At 69.4% G+C, this 19,218-nt stretch carries 15 protein-coding genes; 6 read left to right on the forward strand and 9 right to left on the reverse strand.

What is annotated here, in order from left to right:
- Positions 1–30: 30 nt before the first annotated feature.
- The 5 genes from mtrA to raiA all read left to right on the forward strand — a co-directional run bounded on the left by mtrA (position 31) and on the right by raiA (position 5,685).
- The gene (gene mtrA / locus AB0O65_RS04150; protein WP_071641497.1) at positions 31–711 is read left to right on the forward strand and encodes an MtrAB system response regulator MtrA; all 681 of its coding nucleotides are present in this window, start codon (positions 31–33) and stop codon (positions 709–711) included.
- 8 nt (positions 712–719) lie between these two features.
- Positions 720–2,474 (forward strand): MtrAB system histidine kinase MtrB, encoded by a 1,755-nt coding sequence (gene mtrB, locus AB0O65_RS04155; protein WP_363383281.1) that lies wholly within the window; start codon positions 720–722, stop codon positions 2,472–2,474.
- A complete protein-coding gene (locus AB0O65_RS04160; protein ID WP_363383283.1) occupies positions 2,471–4,189 on the forward strand; it encodes an LpqB family beta-propeller domain-containing protein in 1,719 nt (572 codons plus the stop codon). The genes mtrB and AB0O65_RS04160 overlap by 4 nt, the downstream gene beginning before the upstream one ends.
- A 93-nt stretch (positions 4,190–4,282) precedes the next feature.
- On the forward strand, positions 4,283–4,930 hold the full coding sequence (locus tag AB0O65_RS04165; RefSeq protein WP_363383285.1) for a phosphoribosyltransferase family protein: 648 nt from the start codon (positions 4,283–4,285) through the stop codon (positions 4,928–4,930).
- A gap of 98 nt (positions 4,931–5,028) precedes the next feature.
- Positions 5,029–5,685: a ribosome-associated translation inhibitor RaiA gene (gene raiA / locus AB0O65_RS04170; RefSeq protein ID WP_071641489.1), complete on the forward strand. Its 657-nt coding sequence runs from the start codon at positions 5,029–5,031 to the stop codon at positions 5,683–5,685.
- Between the two features lie 54 nt (positions 5,686–5,739).
- On the opposite strand, the gene AB0O65_RS04175 is transcribed toward raiA, so the two are convergent.
- Together AB0O65_RS04175 and AB0O65_RS04180 are read right to left on the reverse strand one after the other, a co-directional pair.
- Positions 5,740–7,068: a hypothetical protein gene (locus AB0O65_RS04175; RefSeq protein ID WP_071641487.1), complete on the reverse strand. Its 1,329-nt coding sequence runs from the start codon at positions 7,066–7,068 to the stop codon at positions 5,740–5,742.
- Positions 7,069–7,165: 97 nt separating this feature from the next.
- The gene (locus tag AB0O65_RS04180) at positions 7,166–7,750 is read right to left on the reverse strand and encodes a PadR family transcriptional regulator (protein ID WP_313477860.1); all 585 of its coding nucleotides are present in this window, start codon (positions 7,748–7,750) and stop codon (positions 7,166–7,168) included.
- A gap of 216 nt (positions 7,751–7,966) precedes the next feature.
- On the opposite strand from AB0O65_RS04180, the gene secA reads away from it, so the two are divergent.
- Positions 7,967–10,717 carry a preprotein translocase subunit SecA gene (gene secA / locus AB0O65_RS04185; RefSeq protein WP_363383287.1) on the forward strand — a complete coding sequence of 917 codons (2,751 nt, stop codon included), beginning with the start codon at positions 7,967–7,969 and terminating at the stop codon, positions 10,715–10,717.
- A 57-nt stretch (positions 10,718–10,774) separates the two neighbouring features.
- On the opposite strand, the gene AB0O65_RS04190 is transcribed toward secA, so the two are convergent.
- The 7 genes from AB0O65_RS04190 to AB0O65_RS04220 all read right to left on the reverse strand — a co-directional run bounded on the left by AB0O65_RS04190 (position 10,775) and on the right by AB0O65_RS04220 (position 19,097).
- The gene (locus AB0O65_RS04190; protein WP_083428614.1) at positions 10,775–11,263 is read right to left on the reverse strand and encodes a nucleoside deaminase; all 489 of its coding nucleotides are present in this window, start codon (positions 11,261–11,263) and stop codon (positions 10,775–10,777) included.
- Positions 11,264–11,309: 46 nt separating this feature from the next.
- Entirely contained in the window at positions 11,310–12,827 is a 1,518-nt protein-coding gene (locus AB0O65_RS04195) for a cytosine permease (RefSeq protein WP_363383289.1), read from the reverse strand.
- Between the two features lie 79 nt (positions 12,828–12,906).
- Positions 12,907–14,538 (reverse strand): hypothetical protein, encoded by a 1,632-nt coding sequence (locus AB0O65_RS04200; protein WP_363383291.1) that lies wholly within the window; start codon positions 14,536–14,538, stop codon positions 12,907–12,909.
- Entirely contained in the window at positions 14,535–15,959 is a 1,425-nt protein-coding gene (locus AB0O65_RS04205) for a DUF1116 domain-containing protein (protein ID WP_191711822.1), read from the reverse strand. Before AB0O65_RS04205 ends, AB0O65_RS04200 begins: the two co-directional genes overlap by 4 nt.
- A complete protein-coding gene (gene fdrA / locus AB0O65_RS04210; protein ID WP_071641477.1) occupies positions 15,959–17,509 on the reverse strand; it encodes an acyl-CoA synthetase FdrA in 1,551 nt (516 codons plus the stop codon). Before fdrA ends, AB0O65_RS04205 begins: the two co-directional genes overlap by 1 nt.
- Before the next feature lie 23 nt (positions 17,510–17,532).
- Positions 17,533–18,141 (reverse strand): ankyrin repeat domain-containing protein, encoded by a 609-nt coding sequence (locus AB0O65_RS04215; protein ID WP_363383294.1) that lies wholly within the window; start codon positions 18,139–18,141, stop codon positions 17,533–17,535.
- Complete coding sequence (locus tag AB0O65_RS04220; protein WP_363383296.1) at positions 18,138–19,097, reverse strand: DUF2877 domain-containing protein; 960 nt, start codon at positions 19,095–19,097, stop codon at positions 18,138–18,140. The genes AB0O65_RS04215 and AB0O65_RS04220 overlap by 4 nt, the downstream gene beginning before the upstream one ends.
- Positions 19,098–19,218 lie beyond the last annotated feature (121 nt).

Raw genomic sequence — 19,218 nt, forward strand, 5'->3', positions numbered from 1 at the left:
ACAGGGAAGAAAGCTGAGGCTGAGCGGAACATGACCTCTCGTATCCTCGTGGTCGACGACGACACGGCGCTCGCCGAGATGATCGGCATCGTGCTGCGCACCGAGGGCTTCGAGGCGCTGTTCTGCGCCGACGGCGCGCAGGCGGTCGACGAGTGGCGCTCGAGCCGTCCCGACCTCGTGCTCCTGGACCTGATGCTGCCGGGGATGGACGGCATCGAGATCTGCACCCGCATCCGTGCCGAGTCCGGTGTGCCCGTCATCATGCTCACCGCCCGCAGCGACACGGCGGACGTCGTGCGCGGTCTCGAGGTCGGCGCCGACGACTACATCGTCAAGCCGTTCAACCCGAAGGAGCTGGTGGCGCGCATCCGCACCCGGCTGCGGCCCGCGCCCCAGACCGAGACCGAGGTTCTGCGGGTCGGCGACCTGACGATCGACGTCGACGCGCACGAGGTGCGCCGGGGAACGGCACCCATCGCGCTGACGCCGCTCGAGTTCCAGCTTCTGGTCGCCCTGGCATCCAAGCCGCAGCAGGTCTTCTCCCGCGAGATGCTGCTCGAGCAGGTGTGGGGCTACCACTACAAGGCCGACACGCGCCTCGTGAACGTGCACGTGCAGCGGCTGCGTGCGAAGGTCGAGCTCGACCCCGACAACCCCCGCATCGTCACGACGGTTCGCGGCGTGGGCTACCGCGCCGGCAGCGTCGGCTAGGTCCGATCGTGGCCGTGAACCCTCCGACGCGCGTCACCGCCGCGCTCTGGGGCGGGCCTCGCCGGTGGCCGGAGGTCGTGTCGGCGCTGTGGCGCACCTCGATGCGCTTCCGTGCGACGGCGACCACGCTGCTGCTCACGTCGCTCGCGATCTTCATCATCTGCGTGGTGATCGCTCTGGTGATCCGCGGCGACCTCTTCGAGTCGCGCAAGGACGAGGCGCTGCACAACGCCAGAGCAGCGGTGTCCGCCGCGCAGAAGCAGCTCGACTCGGGGCAGACCGGCGACGACCGCGCCACCATCGCCGCGGTGTGGGGCGAGGCGCAGCGTGTGCTGGGCCGCACGGCCTCGTCGAGCCGCATCGTGGGCTTCATCTCCTCGGCCCAGGGCGACGGCTACACGCCGACCGGCTTCCGCAGTCTGGAGTACTCATCGGGGCAGATGGCGCTGAGCGACGAGCTGCGCACGCGCGTGCAGCAGGTGACGACGCGCCAGGCGTGGCAGTCGATCGCCCTGCCGCAGCCTGACGGCACCGTCGCCGCGGGGATCGTCGTCGGCCAGCTGCTCGAGTTCCGCGGGGTCGGCACCTACGAGGTCTACATCGCCTACGACCTGGTCGACGCCGACGAGACCCTGCTCTTCGTGCAGCGCACGCTCTGGTTCGCCGGGATCACGCTCGTCGCGCTCATCACCGGCATCCTGTGGCTGGTGCTGCGCTCGGTGTCCGCGCCGATCATCGAGGCGGCCGAGACCAGTGAGCGTCTCGCCGCGGGCGACCTCGAGGTGCGCCTGCCGGTGTACGGCGAGGACGAGCTCGCCAGCCTCGGACGCTCGTTCAACGCCATGGCCGACAGCATCCAGAGTCAGATCAAGGAGCTCGCCGAGCTCTCGCTCGTGCAGCAGCGCTTCGTGTCGGACGTCTCGCACGAGCTGCGCACGCCGCTGACGACGATCCGCCTGGCCGCCGAGATGATCAACGACACCAGGGACGAGTTCGACCCGGTCACCGCGCGCACCGCAGAGCTGCTGCACACGCAGGTGCAGCGCTTCGAGACGCTGCTGGCTGACCTGCTCGAGATCAGCCGGTACGACGCCGGATCCGTGCAGCTCGAGGTCGAAGCAACCAGTCTCGCCCAGCTCGCGGAGGAGATGGTCGACGAGATGCGGCCGCTCGCCGCGACACACGGGACTGAGCTGCGGCTGGTGGCGCCTGGCGGCTATTCGCCGGTCGACATGGATCCGCGCCGCGTGCGCCGGGTGCTGCGCAACCTCATCGGCAACGCGATCGAGCACGGCGAAGGCGAGCCCATCGTGATCACCGTCGACAGCGACCAGCGCGCCGTGGCGATCGGCGTGCGGGATTTCGGACTCGGGATGCGCCCGGAGGACGCCGAGCACGTGTTCGACAGGTTCTGGCGGGCCGATCCGTCGCGCAAGCGCACGATCGGCGGGACGGGGCTGGGACTGTCGATCGCGCTCGGCGACGCCAGACTGCACCGCGGCACGCTGGAGGTGTGGTCGGAGCTCGGGGCGGGCACGAACTTCGTGCTGACGATTCCCCGAGGCCCGGACGTCGAGGTCGGCCGCGGGCCGGTGCCGCTGGAGCCGACGGAGGTGGTCGTCGACCTCGTCGACGTCACCGAGCCGATCACGCTGCGCGGTGTGCGGGACATCCCTGACGGCAGCAGCCGGGGAGCGGATGCCGGAGACGATCGGCGCCGCGATGCCGGCGACCCGGCGGAGAAGGGACGGCAGTCATCATGAGCTCGCGCACCGGCATCCGTCTCCTGTCGGCGATCGCCACCGCCCTTGCCACCGCCCTCCTGCTGGCCGGCTGCACCGGTCTGCCCACGACGGGCCCGCCCAACGCCGGACTCGCTGTGGGGGAGGAGATCGAGGAGCCTCCGTTCTCGTTCATCGCCGAGGGGCCGGAGCCGGGGGCGGGGCCGGCACGCATCGTCGAGGGCTTCCTCGACGCATCCATGTCACCGGCGGATTCGTGGGGCATCGCGCGGAAGTTCCTCACCGACGACTTCCAGAGCGCCTGGAAGCCCGACGCCGGCGTCACGATCGACAGGTCGGTCGAGAACCGCGACTACGACTCGACGGTCGAGCCGGATGACGAGGATGCGACGTCGGCGGAGGTCAGCGTCTCACTCGCGCAGGTCGCGAGCGTCGACGGCACCGGCGCCTACACCGCCGACACCGGCACGGCGACCGCCACCTACCGGCTCGTGCGGGAGGAGGGCGGCGAGTGGCGGATCTCCGAGGCCCTCGACGGCATCACCCTCGACATCGACACGTTCGGGCAGGTGTACGAAAAGTTCTCGCTGCAGTACTTCGACCCCACCTGGAGCCACCTCGTGCCCGACGTGCGCTGGTTCCCGCGACGGGCGGCCATGGCGACGACAGTGGTGCGAGCGCTGATCTCCGGCAAGCCGAGCGAATGGCTCGCCCCGGCTGTGCGGCCGTTCTCGTCCGACGTCGAGATGGTCGGCGACGCGGTCACGGTCGACACGTCCCAGGTGGCCTCGGTGCCGCTGAACCGCGCCGCGCTCTCCGCGTCGCCCACCGACCTGGCCCGGATGCGCACCCAGCTCGAGGCGAGTCTCGAGGGGGCAGGGGTGACCGAGGTGCGTCTGCTGGTCGACGGAGTGCCGCTCGACGCGGGCCGCATCACCGTCGAGGACCCGATCATCGACCCCGGCGTGCTGGTGCTCGGCGACGAGATGTTCGGCATCGCCACCTCCGGCGGCGAGATCGCCCCGGTCAGCGGCCTCACGGCGCAGATCGCGAAGATCGCCGACCCGATCGCCGCCGTCGACGTCTCGGCCGACGCGCAGCTCGCCGCGGTGCAGCTGCGCGACGGGCGCGTGTTCGCGGTCAGCGAGGGTCACACGAACCAGGTCGACGGTCGCGGCGGGCTGGGCGCGCCGTCGCTGGATCCGTTCGGCCTGATCTGGACGGCGCCGGCATCGAACCCTGCCGCGGTGCAGGTCTCGACCGCGCAGGCGGATCCGTCGACGGTGTCCGATGCCTGGCCGTCGGCGGACGCCATCAGCCAGCTGCGCGTCTCGGCAGACGGCGCGCGGGTCGCGGCGGTCGTCACCTCCGGCGGTGAGCGCCGGCTGGTCGTCGCATCGGTGATCCGCGATGAGGAGCAGCGTCCGATCAGCCTCGGCACGCCCTACTACGAGGTGGCGCAGCTCTCGGGCGCGGTGCAGGGGCTGTCGTGGGTCGGCGCCGACGCGGTGGCGGTGCTCAGCGCCACCCCCGACCCGACGCTGACCACGCACATGATCGGCGGGCCCTCGGCCGTGTCGTCGGCGCCGGCTGGGGCGACAGCCCTGGCGGGCGCGAAGACGGTCACGGGGGTGCGCGTGCTGTCGACCGACCAGTCGGTGTACGCGCAGCGCGGCTCGTTCTGGCAGGAGGCCATCTCAGACGTGCGGGTGCTCGGCACCAGAGCGGGCTACTGACTCGTCCTGCACCGGATGCCCGTGCGGCCGGGCTCTCCCCGATGCGCGCGCAGCGCGGGATCGGGCCGGCGACCGATCCGACACAGTCGAGTCATGGATGCGGATCCCTGGCGCCGGATCGGCGGCGACGCGCTCGCGCTGCTGCTCGCCGCGACCTGCCCCGGATGCGAGCGTCCCGGCACGCTCCTGTGCGATGCGTGCCGGATGCTGCTGCGTGCCGAGCCGCACGAGGTGCGCACCCCGACCGGCATGCCCGTGCACGCCGCCCTGCGATACGAGGGCGTGCCCGCGCGCGCGATCAGACGCCTGAAGCAGAACGGCGCCACCATGCTCGCCCGCCCGCTGGGAGCCTCGTTGGCCGGCATCCTGCGCACCAGGGCGGCCGGTGCGCTCATCGTGCCGGTGCCGACGAGTCGTGCCGCGTTCCGGCGGCGGGGCTACCGGGTGCCCGAGCTGCTGGTGCGGCGCGCCGGTGCCACGGCGCAGCGGCTGCTGGTGTCCGCACGGCGCACGGGAGACCAGCGCGGGCTCGATCGCGAGGCACGCGCTCGCAACGTCGCGGCGAGCATGCGCGCCGCTCGGCGCGGGCACGGGCGGGTCGTCATCGTCGATGACGTGGTGACGACGGGCGCGACGCTCGACGAGGCGGCACGGGCGCTGCGCGCCGCCGGGTTCACCCCGGTGTGCGCGATCGCGCTCGCCGCGACGCCGCGCCTGCGCGACACGGCGATCTCATCGTGAACGGATAGTGACATGGGGGTGCACGACGACTAGCGTAGGTGGACACAAGGCGACCGCGGTCCGCCCTTGGCCGGGCGGACCGGGACAAGGAGACAGTGATGGAAACGAGCATCGTCGGCGTCGGAGTGAGCATCTCCGACCGATTCCGCACCGTTGTCGAAGAGAAGACAGCCCGTATCCAGACGCTCGCCCCGCGAGCGCAGCGACTCGAGATCAAGGTCACCCATCGTGCCTATCGCAACGGGCGGATACCCGATGAGACGGTCGAGCTCACCCTGCTCAGCAAAGGGCCGGTGATCAGGGCGGAGGCCGTCGACCCCGACAAGTTCGCGGCGTTCGACATGGCGCTCGACAAGCTCGCCGAGCAGCTGCGTCGCGCCAAGGAGAGGCGCATCGACGGCCGCAACCACCCCCGCGGTGCTCACTTCGAGAAGGAGAGCGGCTCCCTCGCCGGAATCGACGTGCAGCCGGCTTCGGTCGACGTGCTGCGCGCCGTGGCGACCGGAGCGATCCCGGTGCAGGCGGACGAGGAAGAGGAGTACTCGCCCGTCGTCATCCGCACGAAGAGCTTCGACGCCGAGTGGATGACCGTCGAGGAGGCCGTCGACCGCATGGAGCTGGTCGGGCACGACTTCTTCCTGTTCGTCGACGCGCGCACCGACCACCCGAGCGTCGTCTACCGCCGCAAGGGCTGGGACTACGGCGTCATCTCGCTGACCACGGCGGCCCCGCCCGAAGAGGCGATCGCCTCCTGAGACCGCACGAGGCGCCTTCCCACGGGAAGGCGCCTCGTGTCTGCGGTGCCGGCCTCAGTCGAAGATGCCGTCCAGGAGGCTGCCGATCACCAGGCCGCCGAGGACGCCGCCCATGATGTCGCCCCCGCCCATCCCGCTGCGGCGGCCTCCGCCGCCGTTCCAGCCGTCGCCGCCCCAGCCCTGGTTCTGCGGGCGGGACGAGTCGATGTCGCGCTGAGCGAGCTGCAGAGCCTCGGATGCCAGCAGCGCCACGCGCCGGGCGGCCGCCAGGGCCTGCTCGCGGGTGTCCTCGGCGGGGAGCATCGCGGGGACATCCATCCGCAGCCGCTCGGCCTCGGCCAGTCGCGTTCGCGCGTCGGCGCCGATCCACCCGCGGTGCCCGGCGATGAGCCCGCGCGCGACGCCCAGCTGACGGTCGGCGTCGTCGAGAGCGTGCTGCACGTGATCGAGCGAGGGGAGCGGGTTCTGAGCGCGGTACTGCGCCTTGGCGATCGCCTCGTCGAGGGCGGTGTTGGCTGCGCGCAGCTGCGTGAGCTCCGCGAACGGATCGTTGCGCGTGCCGGCCGGGGCGAGCGCGAGCAGCGCCGTCTCGAGCTCGCCGGTGGCCTTCGCGACCTCCGGCGTCTGCGGTGCGTTGCGGGCGGCGGCGATGTCACCGCGGGAGTCGGCCACCACGTCCGCGAGGGTGGACTCCGCGCGCAGCGCCTGGATCTCGAAATCCTCGACGGCATCCAGCAGAGCGCCGGCGCGGCGCACCGCCTCCGTGGCGGTCTCGAGTGCGAGGTTCGCCTCCTCGTTCTGTCGTGCCGCGCGACGGCGCTCAGAGACGTCCGCGCCGTGCGTGGCGAAGGCGAGCAGCTGCTCCGCCTCGTCGCCGGAGGAGGCGATGCGGCGCATCGCGGTCTCCGCGTAGCGCGACGAGAGACGCTCGATCGTCGCGCGCGCCTGGGGGATCCTCGACGCGAGGGTCTCGGCATCCCGCCGCACCTGCGCGATGATCTCGGGGGCACGGCGCACCTTCGCGACCGTCTCGGCGAGCTCGCCGGTCTTCTCGTCGAGGAGGTTCTCCGCCCACTCGCACAGCTGGACGATGCGGGCGTTGCGGGTGCGCAGCTCTTCGACCGTGTCGGGGATCTCGTCGTGGTTCAGCTGGTGCAGCTGGAACGCCTCGCGCAGGTGCGTGCGCACCGAGGTGAGCGCATTGCCGAGGTCGGCTGTCAGCGACTCGCCGAGCTCTGCCTGGGCGAAGGCGAGCTCATCGGAGGTGGTGCGAATGCGCTCGTCCGCCGCGACCAGCGACTGCTCGGCGCGGCGTGCGAGATCCGCGTCCTGCGCTGCGAGCGCCTCATCTTCACGTCTGCGTCTGCCCCAGAATCCGGCCATGTCACGATCCTACGGTCGCCGGACGATGCGCGCGCTGTGCATCCGATGCGCCGTTCGCGAACACCGCCCTCTCCGGGCGGATGCCGCGGGCGCAGGCTCAGGCGAGCGCCTTCGCCGGACGCCCGCGCTTGGGGCGCTCGGTCGACAGCTCCAGCTGCAGCGCGTGCTGCGGATGCTCGCTGAGACGCTGCTCGATGTGATCGAGCCAGCGCAGCTCGGCCTCGGCGGCGAAGATCACCGAGTCGGCCACCAGGGAGCGCGCGAGCTGCTCGGGGCCGTCGGCGCTCTGCCTGGCGTCGTTCAGCCGCGTCAGCCGGGCGAGCGACGCCGTGCGCTGGTGCCGGATGACGCGCGCGACGTCGACGCCGGGCAGCGTGACCGCCACGGCCAGCTTGACCGCGAGCTCGTCGCGCGTGCCGTGCCCGCGCTCGACCGGGCGATCCAGCCAGGTGCGCACCTCCGCCCGCCCCGCGGGCGTGATCTCCCAGTAGACGTGACCGTGCTCATCGACTGCGCCCCTGGCGACGAGCCCGTCGCGCTCGAGTCGCTCGAGGGTGTTGTAGATCTGGCCCACGTTCAGCGGCCAGGTGGAACCCGTGCGCCGGTCGAACTCGGAGCGCAGCTGATAGCCGTAGCACGGTCCTTGATCGAGGATGGCGAGCAGGCTCTGGCGGACGGACATGGCGACTCCTCGACCGGCCACGCCGGTATTGCGTTTCTCGGTATATGCATATCCGGAAACATCGAGTCCCGGCGGGAGCTCGCGCGGCGTGTCCGTTCGCCGTGAGCGTGCGCCGACCCGCGGGTGCACAGCGTGCGCAGGTCACGCGCCGGTAACATGGCAAAGCATGTCCGGTGCAGACCGTTGCTCCGGGACGTATATCCAAGGGAGACATCCGTGGCGAATCCTCTCGAGAAGCTGCTGCGCGCGGGCGAGGGACGCATCCTCCGTCGGCTCAAGCAGATCGCGAAGGCCGTGAACGCGCTCGAAGACGACTTCGAGAAGCTCACCGACGACGAGCTGCGGAACGAGACAGCCGAGCTGCGCGCGCGATTCGACAAGGGGGAGACCCTCGACCAGCTGATGCCGGAGGCGTTCGCCGCCGTGCGCGAGGCCGCCCGCCGCACCCTAGGGATGCGCGCGTACGACGTGCAGATCATGGGCGGTGCCGCGCTGCACTTCGGCAACATCGCCGAGATGAAGACCGGTGAGGGAAAGACGCTCGTCGCCGCCTTCCCCTCGTACCTCAACGCCATCGCCGGCAAGGGGGTGCACGTCATCACGGTGAACGACTTCCTCGCCTCGTACCAGTCCGAGCTGATGGGGCGCGTGCACCGCGCCCTGGGCATGACCACGGGAACCATCGTCTCGGGCCAGACCCCGGAGGTGCGCCGCCAGCAGTACGCGGCCGACATCACCTACGGCACGAACAACGAGTTCGGCTTCGACTACCTGCGCGACAACATGGCGTGGCGCAAGGAGGACCTCGTCCAGCGCGAGCACTTCTTCGCGATCGTCGACGAGGTCGACTCGATCCTCATCGACGAGGCACGCACACCCCTGATCATCTCCGGCCCCTCCTCCGGCGAGGCGAACCGCTGGTTCACCGAGTTCGCGAAGATCGCGCGCACGCTCGAGGTGGGCGTCGACTACGAGGTCGACGAGAAGAAGCGCACCATCGGCGTCCTCGAGCCCGGCATCGAGAAGGTCGAGGACTACCTCGGCATCGACAACCTCTACGAGTCGGCCAACACCCCGCTGATCTCGTTCCTGAACAACTCGATCAAGGCCATCGCGCTGTTCAAGCGCGACACCGACTACGTCGTGATGAACGACGAGGTCATGATCGTCGACGAGCACACCGGCCGCATCCTCGTCGGGCGACGCTACAACGAGGGCATCCACCAGGCCATCGAGGCCAAGGAGGGCGTCCCCGTCAAGGCGGAGAACCAGACGCTGGCCACCGTCACGCTGCAGAACTACTTCCGGCTGTACGGGAAGCTCGCCGGCATGACCGGAACCGCCGAGACCGAGGCGGCCGAATTCATGTCGACCTACAAGCTCGGCGTCGTCCCCATCCCGACCAACCGCCCGATGATCCGCAAGGACCAGCCGGACCTCGTGTACAAGAACGAGCAGGCGAAGTTCGCGCAGGTCGTCGAGGACATCGCCGAGCGCCACAAGGCCGGTCAGCCGGTGCTCGTCGGCACGGTGAGCGTCGAGAAGAGCGAGTACCTGTCGCGGCTGCTCGCGAAGAAGGGCGTCAAGCACGAGGTGCTCAACGCGAAGAACCACGCACGCGAGGCGGAGATCGTCGCGCTCGCCGGGAAGCTCGGGGCGGTGACCGTCGCCACGAACATGGCCGGTCGAGGCACCGACATCATGCTCGGCGGAAACGCCGAGTTCCTCGCCGTGCAGGAGCTCAAGGCCAAGGGTCTCGACCCGGAGGAGACGCCCGAGGAGTACGAAGCCGCGTGGGACGACACCTACGAGGCGATGAAGAAGCAGGTCGCAGAAGACGGCGTCAAGGTCGCCGAGGCGGGCGGCCTCTACGTGCTCGGCACCGAGCGCCACGAGTCGCGGCGCATCGACAATCAGCTGCGCGGGCGCTCGGGCCGTCAGGGAGACCCCGGCGAGAGCCGCTTCTACCTCAGCCTCACCGACGACCTGATGCGTCTGTTCCAGTCGGGCGCCGCCGAAGCGATCCTGGCGCGCACGAACTTCCCCGACGACGTGCCCATCGAGTCGGGGCTGGTCAGCCGCGCCATCCGCAGCGCCCAGTCGCAGGTCGAGGCGCGCAACGCCGAGATGCGCAAGAACGTGCTCAAGTACGACGACGTGCTGAACCGTCAGCGCGAGGCGATCTACGCCGACCGTCGTCAGATCCTGCACGGCGACGACATCGCCGACCGCGTGCAGCACTTCATCGAGGACGCGATCGGCGGCATCGTCGACGACCACACGAGCACCGGCCACACCGAGAGCTGGGACTTCGACGCGCTGTGGGCCGAGCTCAAGACGCTCTACCCGATGGACGTGACGATCGACGAGGTCGTGGCCGAGGCCGGAGACCGCAAGGGCGCCATCACCGCCGAGGGTCTCAAGCGCGAGCTGCTCTCCGACGCGCGGATCGCGTACGAGAAGCGCGAGGAGGCGCTCGGAGAGGCCGCGACGCGTGAGCTCGAGCGCCGCGTCGTGCTGCAGGTGCTCGACCGGCGCTGGCGCGACCACCTCTACGAGATGGACTACCTCAAGGACGGCATCGGACTGCGCGCCATGGCGCAGCGCGACCCGCTGATCGAGTATCAGCGCGAGGGGTACGCGATGTTCCAGGCGATGATGGGTCAGATCAAGGAGGAGTCGGTCGGCTACCTCTTCAACCTCGAGGTCGAGGTGCGTCGCGCCGGCGACGACCACACCGAGGTCGAGGCCAAGGGTCTGGTCGACGAGCAGCCCGTGCAGAAGCTGGAGTACTCGGCGCCGAACGACGCCGGCGACGTCGAGGTGCGCAACGAGAGCGGTCAGGTGCAGAAGGCCGCCACCGCCCGCGCCTCTGCGCGCGGTGCGTTCGGCCAGTCGGTGGATGCCGATGAGCAGCCCGCCGGCAACCGCGAGCAGCGCCGGGCGCAGAGCAAGAAGAAGAAGTAGCAGCCGGTACGGCAGAAGGGCCGGTTCCTGACGGAACCGGCCCTTCGTGCATCCGGATCAGGAGGTGAGCGCGCGGAACTCCGTCCAGATCGATGCGCAGTCCTCACGACCGGACTCGAGGTGGACCATGTCGAGCGTCGAGGTGTCGCTGCCGTCGAGGTAACGGCGCAGGTGCACGTCGCTGAAGCCGTTCTCGCCCGCATCCACGTGCGTGGAGGCGTAGTAGCAGGTGGTGATCCCCGCCCACATCATCACGCCCACGCACATCGGGCAGGGCTCGCACGTCGCGTACATGACGTGGCCGGACAGGTCCAGCGTGTTCAGCTTGCGGCAGGCCTCGCGGACGGCGACCATCTCGGCATGGCCGGAGATGTCGGTGTCCTTGATCACGGTGTTCCCGACCGCCACCACGATCTCGCCGTCCGGACCGACCAGGGTGGCGCCGAAGGGCCCGCCGGTGCCGGCGCGCAGCCCTTCCAGGGTCGCGGCCACGGCGGGCGCGAAGTAGGCGTCCAGCGTCTCGGGGGAGGGGGTGTGCTCTGTCATCTCTGTCTCCTTCTCTTGTCTTGTCTTCGTCGTGACTCATCCGCGCTCAGGCGGCGGTCGATCGGCCGCCACCGCGACGGGCGATGAGCATCAGGGCGGTGTACCCGGCGAAGCCGATGATCAGGCCCGAGAAGAACGCGAGGTTGTTCGCCTGGACGAAGAACTCCACCGACGCGATGCCGGGCAGGCGACCGGCCATGGTGATCGCGAAGCTGGCGATGAGCACGCCGAGTGCGCGCCAGTTGTAGGCGGGCAGCGAGCCCTTCTCTCCGCCGCGGTAGTCGGCGTAGATGCCCTCGATGTCGAGGGTGCGCCGCCGCTCGAGGAAGTACGAGGCGAGCATGATGCCCACGATGGGACCGAACATCGACCCGATCAGCGAGTAGAACAGGAAGAGCGCGTCGGTGTTCTCGACGAACTTCCACGGCACGATCAGCGTGCCGATGACCGCGGCCAGGATCGCGCCGCGACGCAGCGTGAACACCTTCGGCAGCTGTGCGGTCAGCTGCAGCCCGGCCGGGAGCATGTTGCCGAACACCACGAACGCGATGGCGCCGACGTTCATCGCGAGGATCAGCAGCACCACCACGAACGGATTGCCGACGCCCTCGTTGATGGCCTGGATGAAGACTCCGGGGCGGTTGATGTCGACGTCGCCGCCGGAGACGACCTGCAGCGCCGCGACGAACGAGACCGTGACCAGGGCGAACAGCAGATACGACCCGATCACTCCGATCGGGAATCCGATCGCCGGTGCCTTCATCGAGGTGGCGTTGCGGGTGTAGTCGCCGGTGTTGACGATGGGACCCGCCCAGTTCGACACCAGGATCGACACGCAGGTGATGAAGATGAGCGGGGTGACGGGGGCGTCGACCACACGAGTGGAGAACACCGCGCCGAGGCCACCGGCGTTGACGATCGCGAGGACGACGGCGATGACCACGAGGATGTACACGGCCGGGTTGGCCCAGTTGCTGAACCTGCCGAGGAAGGCCTGCCCGCCCAGGAACAGCCCGACGGTGATGATCCAGGTGACCACGTACGAGATCGCCGTCGGGATGGGCAGCCCCAGGATGTCGGCGCCGCCGCCGATCTGCGAGAAGCCGGGCCAGATGGTCTCGAAGACCACGTCGAAGGCCTGCGCGGAGGAGACGCTGGTGATGCCGAAGAACATGAATCCGGCGATGATGCCGCGCACCCAGGTGGGGATCAGTGCGCCCTTGTGGCCGAAGGCCTCACGCAGCTGCATCGCGAAGGGCACCCCGTACTTCGCCGCGGCCTGTCCGTTGAGGACGTACCCGATCGAGACGATGACTGCGGCGGTCATGATCGCCGCGACCACCTGCCACGCGTTGAGCCCGAGGGCGAAGAAGGTCATCACCGTGAAGTACGACAGGATGTTGTGGATCGGCCCCATCCAGACGGTGATGAACTGCGGGGTCTTCCAGGAGCGATCCTTCGGACGGATCGGCAGGACGTCGTCGGCGTAGCCGCGCGCCGCGTAGGCGGCGATCCGGTCGGCACCGGGATCGACCAGCGCGGAATCGATGGTGGGGGAGGACATGGCCATCCGTTCTCGTGTGCACCGATTCTGCGGTATCCGGCGGGTCCGGGCTCGGTGCGCGCCCGGACCCGCCTTCGTGTCAGCCCCTGGTGGACTGGATCAGCGACGGCGAGACGGCGCTGCTGAGCGTGATCTCGTCGGTATCGCTGAAGGTCACGGTCGTGCCGGTGGTGCGATCCTGGATCCACTTGGCCACGAACAGCGCCGCGACCATGAGGTAGGCCACGAGGAACATCACATGCGAGTCGCTGAGATCCCAGGCCTGCGGGAGGCTGGGCACGGCGGCGTGGATGACCCCGAAGAAGGCGAGGATGCCGGCCAGCCCGCTGACGATCGCACCGAGCATCGGCTTGTTGCGGATCGCGAAGATCGCGATCATGCCCCAGAGCAGCGATGACAGCGGTGCGCCGTTGCCGAGCGTGGAGATGCCCGAGAAGTAGGTGCCCGCGGAGTTGAGTGCGTCCGCACCCACCTCGGCGGCGTTCGTGCCCACCGACTTCAGGGTGTTGCCCACGAGGCTGTTGGCCCAGTTCGCGATCCAGGGGAACAGTGCGACGAAGATCACCGGCAGCTCCACCTTCGGCGTCTCACGCACCGACTGCGCGGCGGTGACGATCCCGATGTAGATCAGGATCGGCGCGATCGCCGCCATCGGGACCACCGACAGCAGCAGGGCGCTCATGCCGAACAGGCCCACGGCGAACATCGTGATGCCGTTCAGCATCGTGTAGCCGATGCCCGCGCCCATCTCCTTGTACGCCGTGTGGCCGATGTACACCGTCACCGGGTACGGGTTGCCCATCAGAGCGCCGATCATCGTCGCTCCGCCGTTGACCAGCATCACCGGGCGCGCCCGGTAGTGATCGCCCGCGGCCTCGGCGGCCTCGATGTTCTCCAGGTCGAACACGTAGTTCGCCAGCGCCAGCGGCACGGCCGAGGCGAGGTACGGTGCGGAGTGCGCGACACCCTCGACGAAGCTGCCGATGGCCACCTGCGGCGGGTGCCAGCCGGCGTACACGAGCGCGGACTGCACGGCCTCGGGCGTCTGCAGCCCGAATGCCCAGGCAGCGGCCGTACCCACGATCAGCAGCAGCAGCCCGGTGGGGACCCTGCCGAGGAACGGCGCGCGGCCGAACCAGTTCATGAACACGATGACGAGCACGACGAAGGCGACCACCGGGAACTGGAAGGTCTGCAGCATCGGGTTCATCGCCAGCAGCAGCAGCCCGAGGCCCGCCAGGCACGCGAGCAGCACCGAGCGGGGCACGGCGCGGCGCAGCAGGTCGCCGAAGAACGATCCCACGAAGAGGATCAGTCCCTCGAGGAAGCCCCACACCAGGCCGATGCCCACCGCCAGCTCCGCATCCTGCGTGGTGGAGTACACCGGCAGGATGACGAGGAAGGTCACGGTGAAGATCGACGGCGCGCTCGGGCCCGAGGGCAGGGCGACGACGTCGCCCCGACCCTCCTTGGCCGCCAGCCGCCGAGCGAACCAGACGTACATCGACGAGGTGATCAGGATCGCCAGTCCGAACGCGGGAGCGATCCTGCCCACGACCATGCTCACCGGCAGGCCGGCCATGGTGAGCAGGGCCGTGAAGGTGATGATGTTCGTCAGGTTGTTGGTGAACAGCGCGAAGAACGCCGCGATGTCACCCTTCTTCCACCACTTCAGCTCGGATCCCGCAACGGCGGGCGCGAGCGCGGTCATGGCTTCACCGTGTCGACGAGGGCGCGCAGCGCCTTCTGGAAGGCCTCGACCGGCGGGTGCGTGATACCCGCGCCGATCATGCCGATGCCCGGGTCCTTGTGCGCGATGGCGGTGTTGATGATCGGCAGGATGCCGGTCTCCATCACCTTGCGCACGTCGATGCCGGAGGGCACGCCCATGAAGTCGAGCGCAGGGATCGTGATGTTCGGGTTGTTGCCCGTGGTGATCGCGTTCATGGTGCGCGAGTAGCCCATCGCCTCCTCGACGGTGCCGCCGACCAGGGCGACGATCGCCGGGGCTGCGGCCATCGCGAAGCCGCCGATCCCGAAGGTCTCGGTGATGGCCGAGTCGCCCATGTCGAGCCCGGAGTCCTCGCGGGTGTAGCCGGCGAACATCGGTCCGATGACCTCCTGCGCGGGGCCGGTGAACCACTGACCGCCCGTGCCGGCGACCCGGATGCCGAACTCGACCCCGTTGCGCGCCATGGTGGTCACGATCGTCGAGTTCTCGACGCCCTGCGCGGCATCCATCGACGCCTTCGCCGCGACCATCCAGGTCGGTCCGGAGAAGTAGTCGGAGGAGGCGACGAAGTCGAACACCTCGCGCTTCTCCTTCGTGGTGAAGTCGGTCTCGAGGATGTACGGCGCCAGTGCCTGGATCAGCAGGGTGGTGCCGGCGACGTTGCGGTTGTGCGCCTCGTCACCCATGTGCAGCGCCTGCGAGAGCATCAGGCGCAGATCGAGACCGTCCTCGTTCAGCGCCATGGCGCCGGCGAGCACCGGTCCGAACACGTCGCGCATCCAGTTCAGCCGATCGATGACCGACTGGTCGTTGGCGCCGAAGCGGAGGATCTTCGACAGCTGCTCGGACAGGTTGGTGTACGCGGTGTTCCCGTGTGTGCGGTTGGTGACCTTGTGCACCCACATGCTGGCGCTGGTGACACCGGCCATCGAGCCGACCGACTGGTGCTCGTGGCACGGCGAGAAGGTGATCTCGCCGGAGGCGGCGAGCTCGAACGCCTCGTCGACGTCCTTCGCCAGGCCCTCGAACACGAGTGCACCGGTGACGGCGCCCTTCATCGGGCCGGACATGCGGGTGAACTCGATGGGCGGACCCGCGTGCAGGATCGTCTTCGCGGTCATGCCCGGCACGGTGTCGATCGCCTGGCCGAAGCCCTCCAGGAAGGGCTGCGCCGACAGGATGCGATCGAGCGCCACCTGGTTGGCCGCGTCGATCTTCTCGGCGATCGCGGGATCCTCGAGCCGGCCCAGCGCGGCGACGACGTCGGGGTCGCCGCCACCCGGCGGGGTCCAGTCCATGAGCACGGGCTCGACGCCCTGTGCCCTGAGATCATCGGCGAACATGTCGAGACCCAGGTTCACCGGCCTCAGTGTGGAGGAGAACAGATCGTTGACGCTCATCAGTTGTCACCCTTCGCGACGAATTCACGGGCCAGCAGCCCGAGGTTGGTGGAGGAGGAGGCGATGGTCACGCCGGCGGCCTCGAGCTGGGCGACCTGGTCGGCGAGAGCCGGGGTGTCGAGGTCGGTGCCCAGCACGTAGCCGAGGATCTCCAGGTGGTGTCCGCGCTCGGCGGCGATGGCCTTGGCCTCGGTGATCGCGGGGATCGTCACGCCCACCGGGTCGGCGTGCGAGCCGAAACCGAGCACGAAGTCCATCGCGATGACGCCGACCGAGGGGTCCTTGGCCTCTTCGACGATCCGCTGCAGGCGCAGCGAGGGGTCGATCATCGGGTGCGGGCGCCCGTTGGTGAAGTCGTCGTCGCCCATGTCGAGGAAGGTGTGCTCGCGCGAGGGGTCGGTCGCGCCGATGCGGCGAGCCGGGTCCTTCTGGATGTTCGAGTACACGTTGTCGTACTTCGCGAGCGCCGCGAACATCGACTCGTCGCACAGCGTGCCGCCGCAGAACAGGCCGCGCACGTACTTCTGCTCGGGGGCGAGCTTGGCGCGCACCTCCTCGACCAGCGGGATGTTCAGCGGGTGCTTGTCGAGCGTCGACTCGTCGATGCCCGAGGCGACGACGGCGGCGATGGCCAGCGGCTTGGTGCCGGCGGTGACCATGGTCACGTTGTCGTAGCCGGACTCGGTGCGATCCGACCCCAGGAAGGTGACGAACACCGGCTTGGACGCCTCGCCGGCGACGGCGAGCACCTTCTCGGCGACGTCCTCGGCCGGGGGCTTGGAGACGATCACGATCACGCTCGTCTCGGGGTCGGCGTCGAGCGCGCGGATGCCGTCGATCATCGAGATGCCGCCGATCTCGGTGGACAGGTCGCGGCCGCCGGTGCCGATGAGCTGGGAGACGCCGCCGCCGAAGTCGTGGATGCGCACCGAGACCTCCTGGCTGCCGGTGCCCGAGGCTCCGACGATGCCGATGCTCCCGCGGCGCACGGCGTTGGCGAACGCGAGGCCGGTGCCGTTGATGATGGCGGTTCCGCAGTCGGGCCCCATCACGATCAGGCCCTTCTCGTGCGCGAGCCGCTTGAGCGAGAGCTCGTCCTCGACGGGGACGTTGTCCGAGAAGATCATCACGCTCTTCCCGGCGTTCAGCGCCTTGCGCGCCTCCCGAGCGGCGAATGCGCCGTTGACCGAGATCAGCACGAGGTTCGTGTCGGGTGCCTCCGAGAACGCGCCGTCCAGAGTGCGGTAGCGCACCTCGTGCGCTGCGGCGGCGCCTTTGTCCTTGCGGGCGAGGATGTCGTTCACAGCCTCGATCGCCGCCTCGATCGTGTCGTCACTCGCGTCGATCACGATCATCAGGTCGCTGGGACGCGCGTCGTCCACGGCGGGGTCATCGACGCCGACGTTGGCGAGCACCTCCTTGTTCATCGGCGTGGCCATGCCCAGCAGGGCCTGGGTCACGCCCTCGACGGCGTTGGCCTTGGTGCTCATCGACATGAGCGAGACCGAGTCGAGGTACGTGTTCTTCCTGATTTCGATGTGTCTGGTCATCGTCTTCCCTTCCGGAATGTCGTTCAGGCCTGGTGGTTCTCGAGGATCGCCACGATCTCGTCGAAGCCGCGCTCGCGCGCCAGCTCGACGGGGGGCACGCCCCACGGATCGGGCATGCCGGGCTTCGCGCCGTGGGCGAGCAGGAGCTCGACGATCTGCTGGCGGACCGGGCCGCCGTCGCCGAGGATGATGGTCTCGATCAGCGCGGTCCAGCCGAGGTTGTTGGTGAGGTTGACGTTGATGCGGGTGTTCTCGAGCAGGTAGCGCACGACCTCGAGATGACCCTTCTCGGCGGCCGGGGTCAGGCCGTTGCCGCCCATGCGCGTGAGGCGCTTGAGGTCGGCGCCGGCGTCGACCATCGTCTTCACCAGCTCCAGATCGTCGTTGATGCAGCCGTACAGGAACGGGTTCGAGCAGGTCTGATCCTGGGCGTCGATGTCCACGCCCTCGGCGATCAGCGCGCGCACCACCTCGAGGTGGCCGCCGCGGGCCGCACGCAGGATCGCGGAGGCCTCTTCGCGGTCCACCGCGTTCCGGTCGGCGCCGTCGGCGAGGGCGGCGCGGACGCCGCCCAGGTCTCCGGCGGCGGCGCTGTCGAGATAGCGCTCCTCGATCGTGGTCGCAGTGCTCATCGGTGATCTCCTTCGGTGAATGGTGAGGGTCGGGGGATGTCGAGGGCGAGGACGACGCCGAGGCGGATGCCGGTCAGCAGGTCGTGCCCGGATGTGTGGCCGATCTCGGCCGTGTGCGCGGCGGCGCGGTGGATCGCCCGCTCGTCGCCGGCGATGATCGCGCCGACGAGATCGTGCAGGCGCGCCCGCGCGCGACCCTCGAGGGCGGCGCTCAGGGTGACGGCGCTGAGCAGCGTGGTGCGCTGCTCAGCGGATTCGGCGACGAGACGCAGCGGATGCCGCAGCGCAGTGAGCCCGAAGCCGGGGTGCGCGGCGACGAAGGCGAGTCCGGACAGCACGTCATCACCCGACGGGGTGAGGCCCTCGCCGAGGCCGAGCAGACGCAGCGCGGCCGCCGTCGTCGCCTCCGCCGCGTCCGGTTCGCCGTCGAGCAGGGCGCGCGCGGTGCGTGTCAGGCGACGGATGCCGACGCTCAGGGCATCCGCCGCGAGTGCTCCGAACGGCGTGCTGGCGGCCGGCGAGGGCACCCCGTCCAGTACTGCCAGCGCGGCGGGGAGGCCGACGGGGACGCCGGCGTCGGGCGTGAGCGACCGGGCGCCATCCGGCGCGAGCAGAACCCGAACCAGCGCTCCGCCGGACAATGACAGCGCGTTCCTCGTGATCCGGACGTCGTCTCCGACTCGCGCCCCGCTCAGCGCCGACCAGTCCGCGGCGTGCAGACGCACCGTCCACGGCGCGTCGTCGAGCGACTCGTGCGCCAACGCGATCAGACCGTCGCCGACGCGGAGGTTGACGACCCGGCCGTGCACCGAGTGCACCGCACCGCGCGTGCCGGCCGCGACGGCGACAGGGCCGGTGCTGTGCGGCTGGGCACTGCTGCCGCCTGAGAGCGTCTCCTCAAGCGCGGCATCCCAGCTGCTCGCGCTCAGCGCGACAGGGGTGGCGACGGGGGTCATCGTCTTCTCTCCGAGGCGTCCGCTTCGTTCGGGATGTCGAGGAAGGGGCGCTGTGAATGTCTTGGTTATAGGTATACCATTTGTCTGGATGGAATACCATCCTCGACTCTGGGATACCAAG

Origin of the sequence: Microbacterium sp. NPDC077391 (genome assembly GCF_040686955.1) — a bacterium.
Lineage (GTDB): Bacteria > Actinomycetota > Actinomycetes > Actinomycetales > Microbacteriaceae > Microbacterium > Microbacterium commune.

What these genes read in the sequence shown, in the direction of transcription:
- AB0O65_RS04175 (WP_071641487.1), bottom strand. Translation starts at nt 7,068, where the DNA reads ATGGCCGGATTCTGGGGCAGACGCAGACGTGAAGATGAGGCGCTCGCA.
- AB0O65_RS04180 (WP_313477860.1), bottom strand. Translation starts at nt 7,750, where the DNA reads ATGTCCGTCCGCCAGAGCCTGCTCGCCATCCTCGATCAAGGACCGTGC.
- AB0O65_RS04160 (WP_363383283.1), top strand. Translation starts at nt 2,471, where the DNA reads ATGAGCTCGCGCACCGGCATCCGTCTCCTGTCGGCGATCGCCACCGCC.
- raiA (WP_071641489.1), top strand. Translation starts at nt 5,029, where the DNA reads ATGGAAACGAGCATCGTCGGCGTCGGAGTGAGCATCTCCGACCGATTC.
- AB0O65_RS04165 (WP_363383285.1), top strand. Translation starts at nt 4,283, where the DNA reads ATGGATGCGGATCCCTGGCGCCGGATCGGCGGCGACGCGCTCGCGCTG.
- AB0O65_RS04215 (WP_363383294.1), bottom strand. Translation starts at nt 18,141, where the DNA reads ATGAGCACTGCGACCACGATCGAGGAGCGCTATCTCGACAGCGCCGCC.
- AB0O65_RS04220 (WP_363383296.1), bottom strand. Translation starts at nt 19,097, where the DNA reads ATGACCCCCGTCGCCACCCCTGTCGCGCTGAGCGCGAGCAGCTGGGAT.
- AB0O65_RS04200 (WP_363383291.1), bottom strand. Translation starts at nt 14,538, where the DNA reads ATGACCGCGCTCGCGCCCGCCGTTGCGGGATCCGAGCTGAAGTGGTGG.
- AB0O65_RS04205 (WP_191711822.1), bottom strand. Translation starts at nt 15,959, where the DNA reads ATGAGCGTCAACGATCTGTTCTCCTCCACACTGAGGCCGGTGAACCTG.
- AB0O65_RS04190 (WP_083428614.1), bottom strand. Translation starts at nt 11,263, where the DNA reads ATGACAGAGCACACCCCCTCCCCCGAGACGCTGGACGCCTACTTCGCG.
- fdrA (WP_071641477.1), bottom strand. Translation starts at nt 17,509, where the DNA reads ATGACCAGACACATCGAAATCAGGAAGAACACGTACCTCGACTCGGTC.
- AB0O65_RS04195 (WP_363383289.1), bottom strand. Translation starts at nt 12,827, where the DNA reads ATGTCCTCCCCCACCATCGATTCCGCGCTGGTCGATCCCGGTGCCGAC.
- mtrA (WP_071641497.1), top strand. Translation starts at nt 31, where the DNA reads ATGACCTCTCGTATCCTCGTGGTCGACGACGACACGGCGCTCGCCGAG.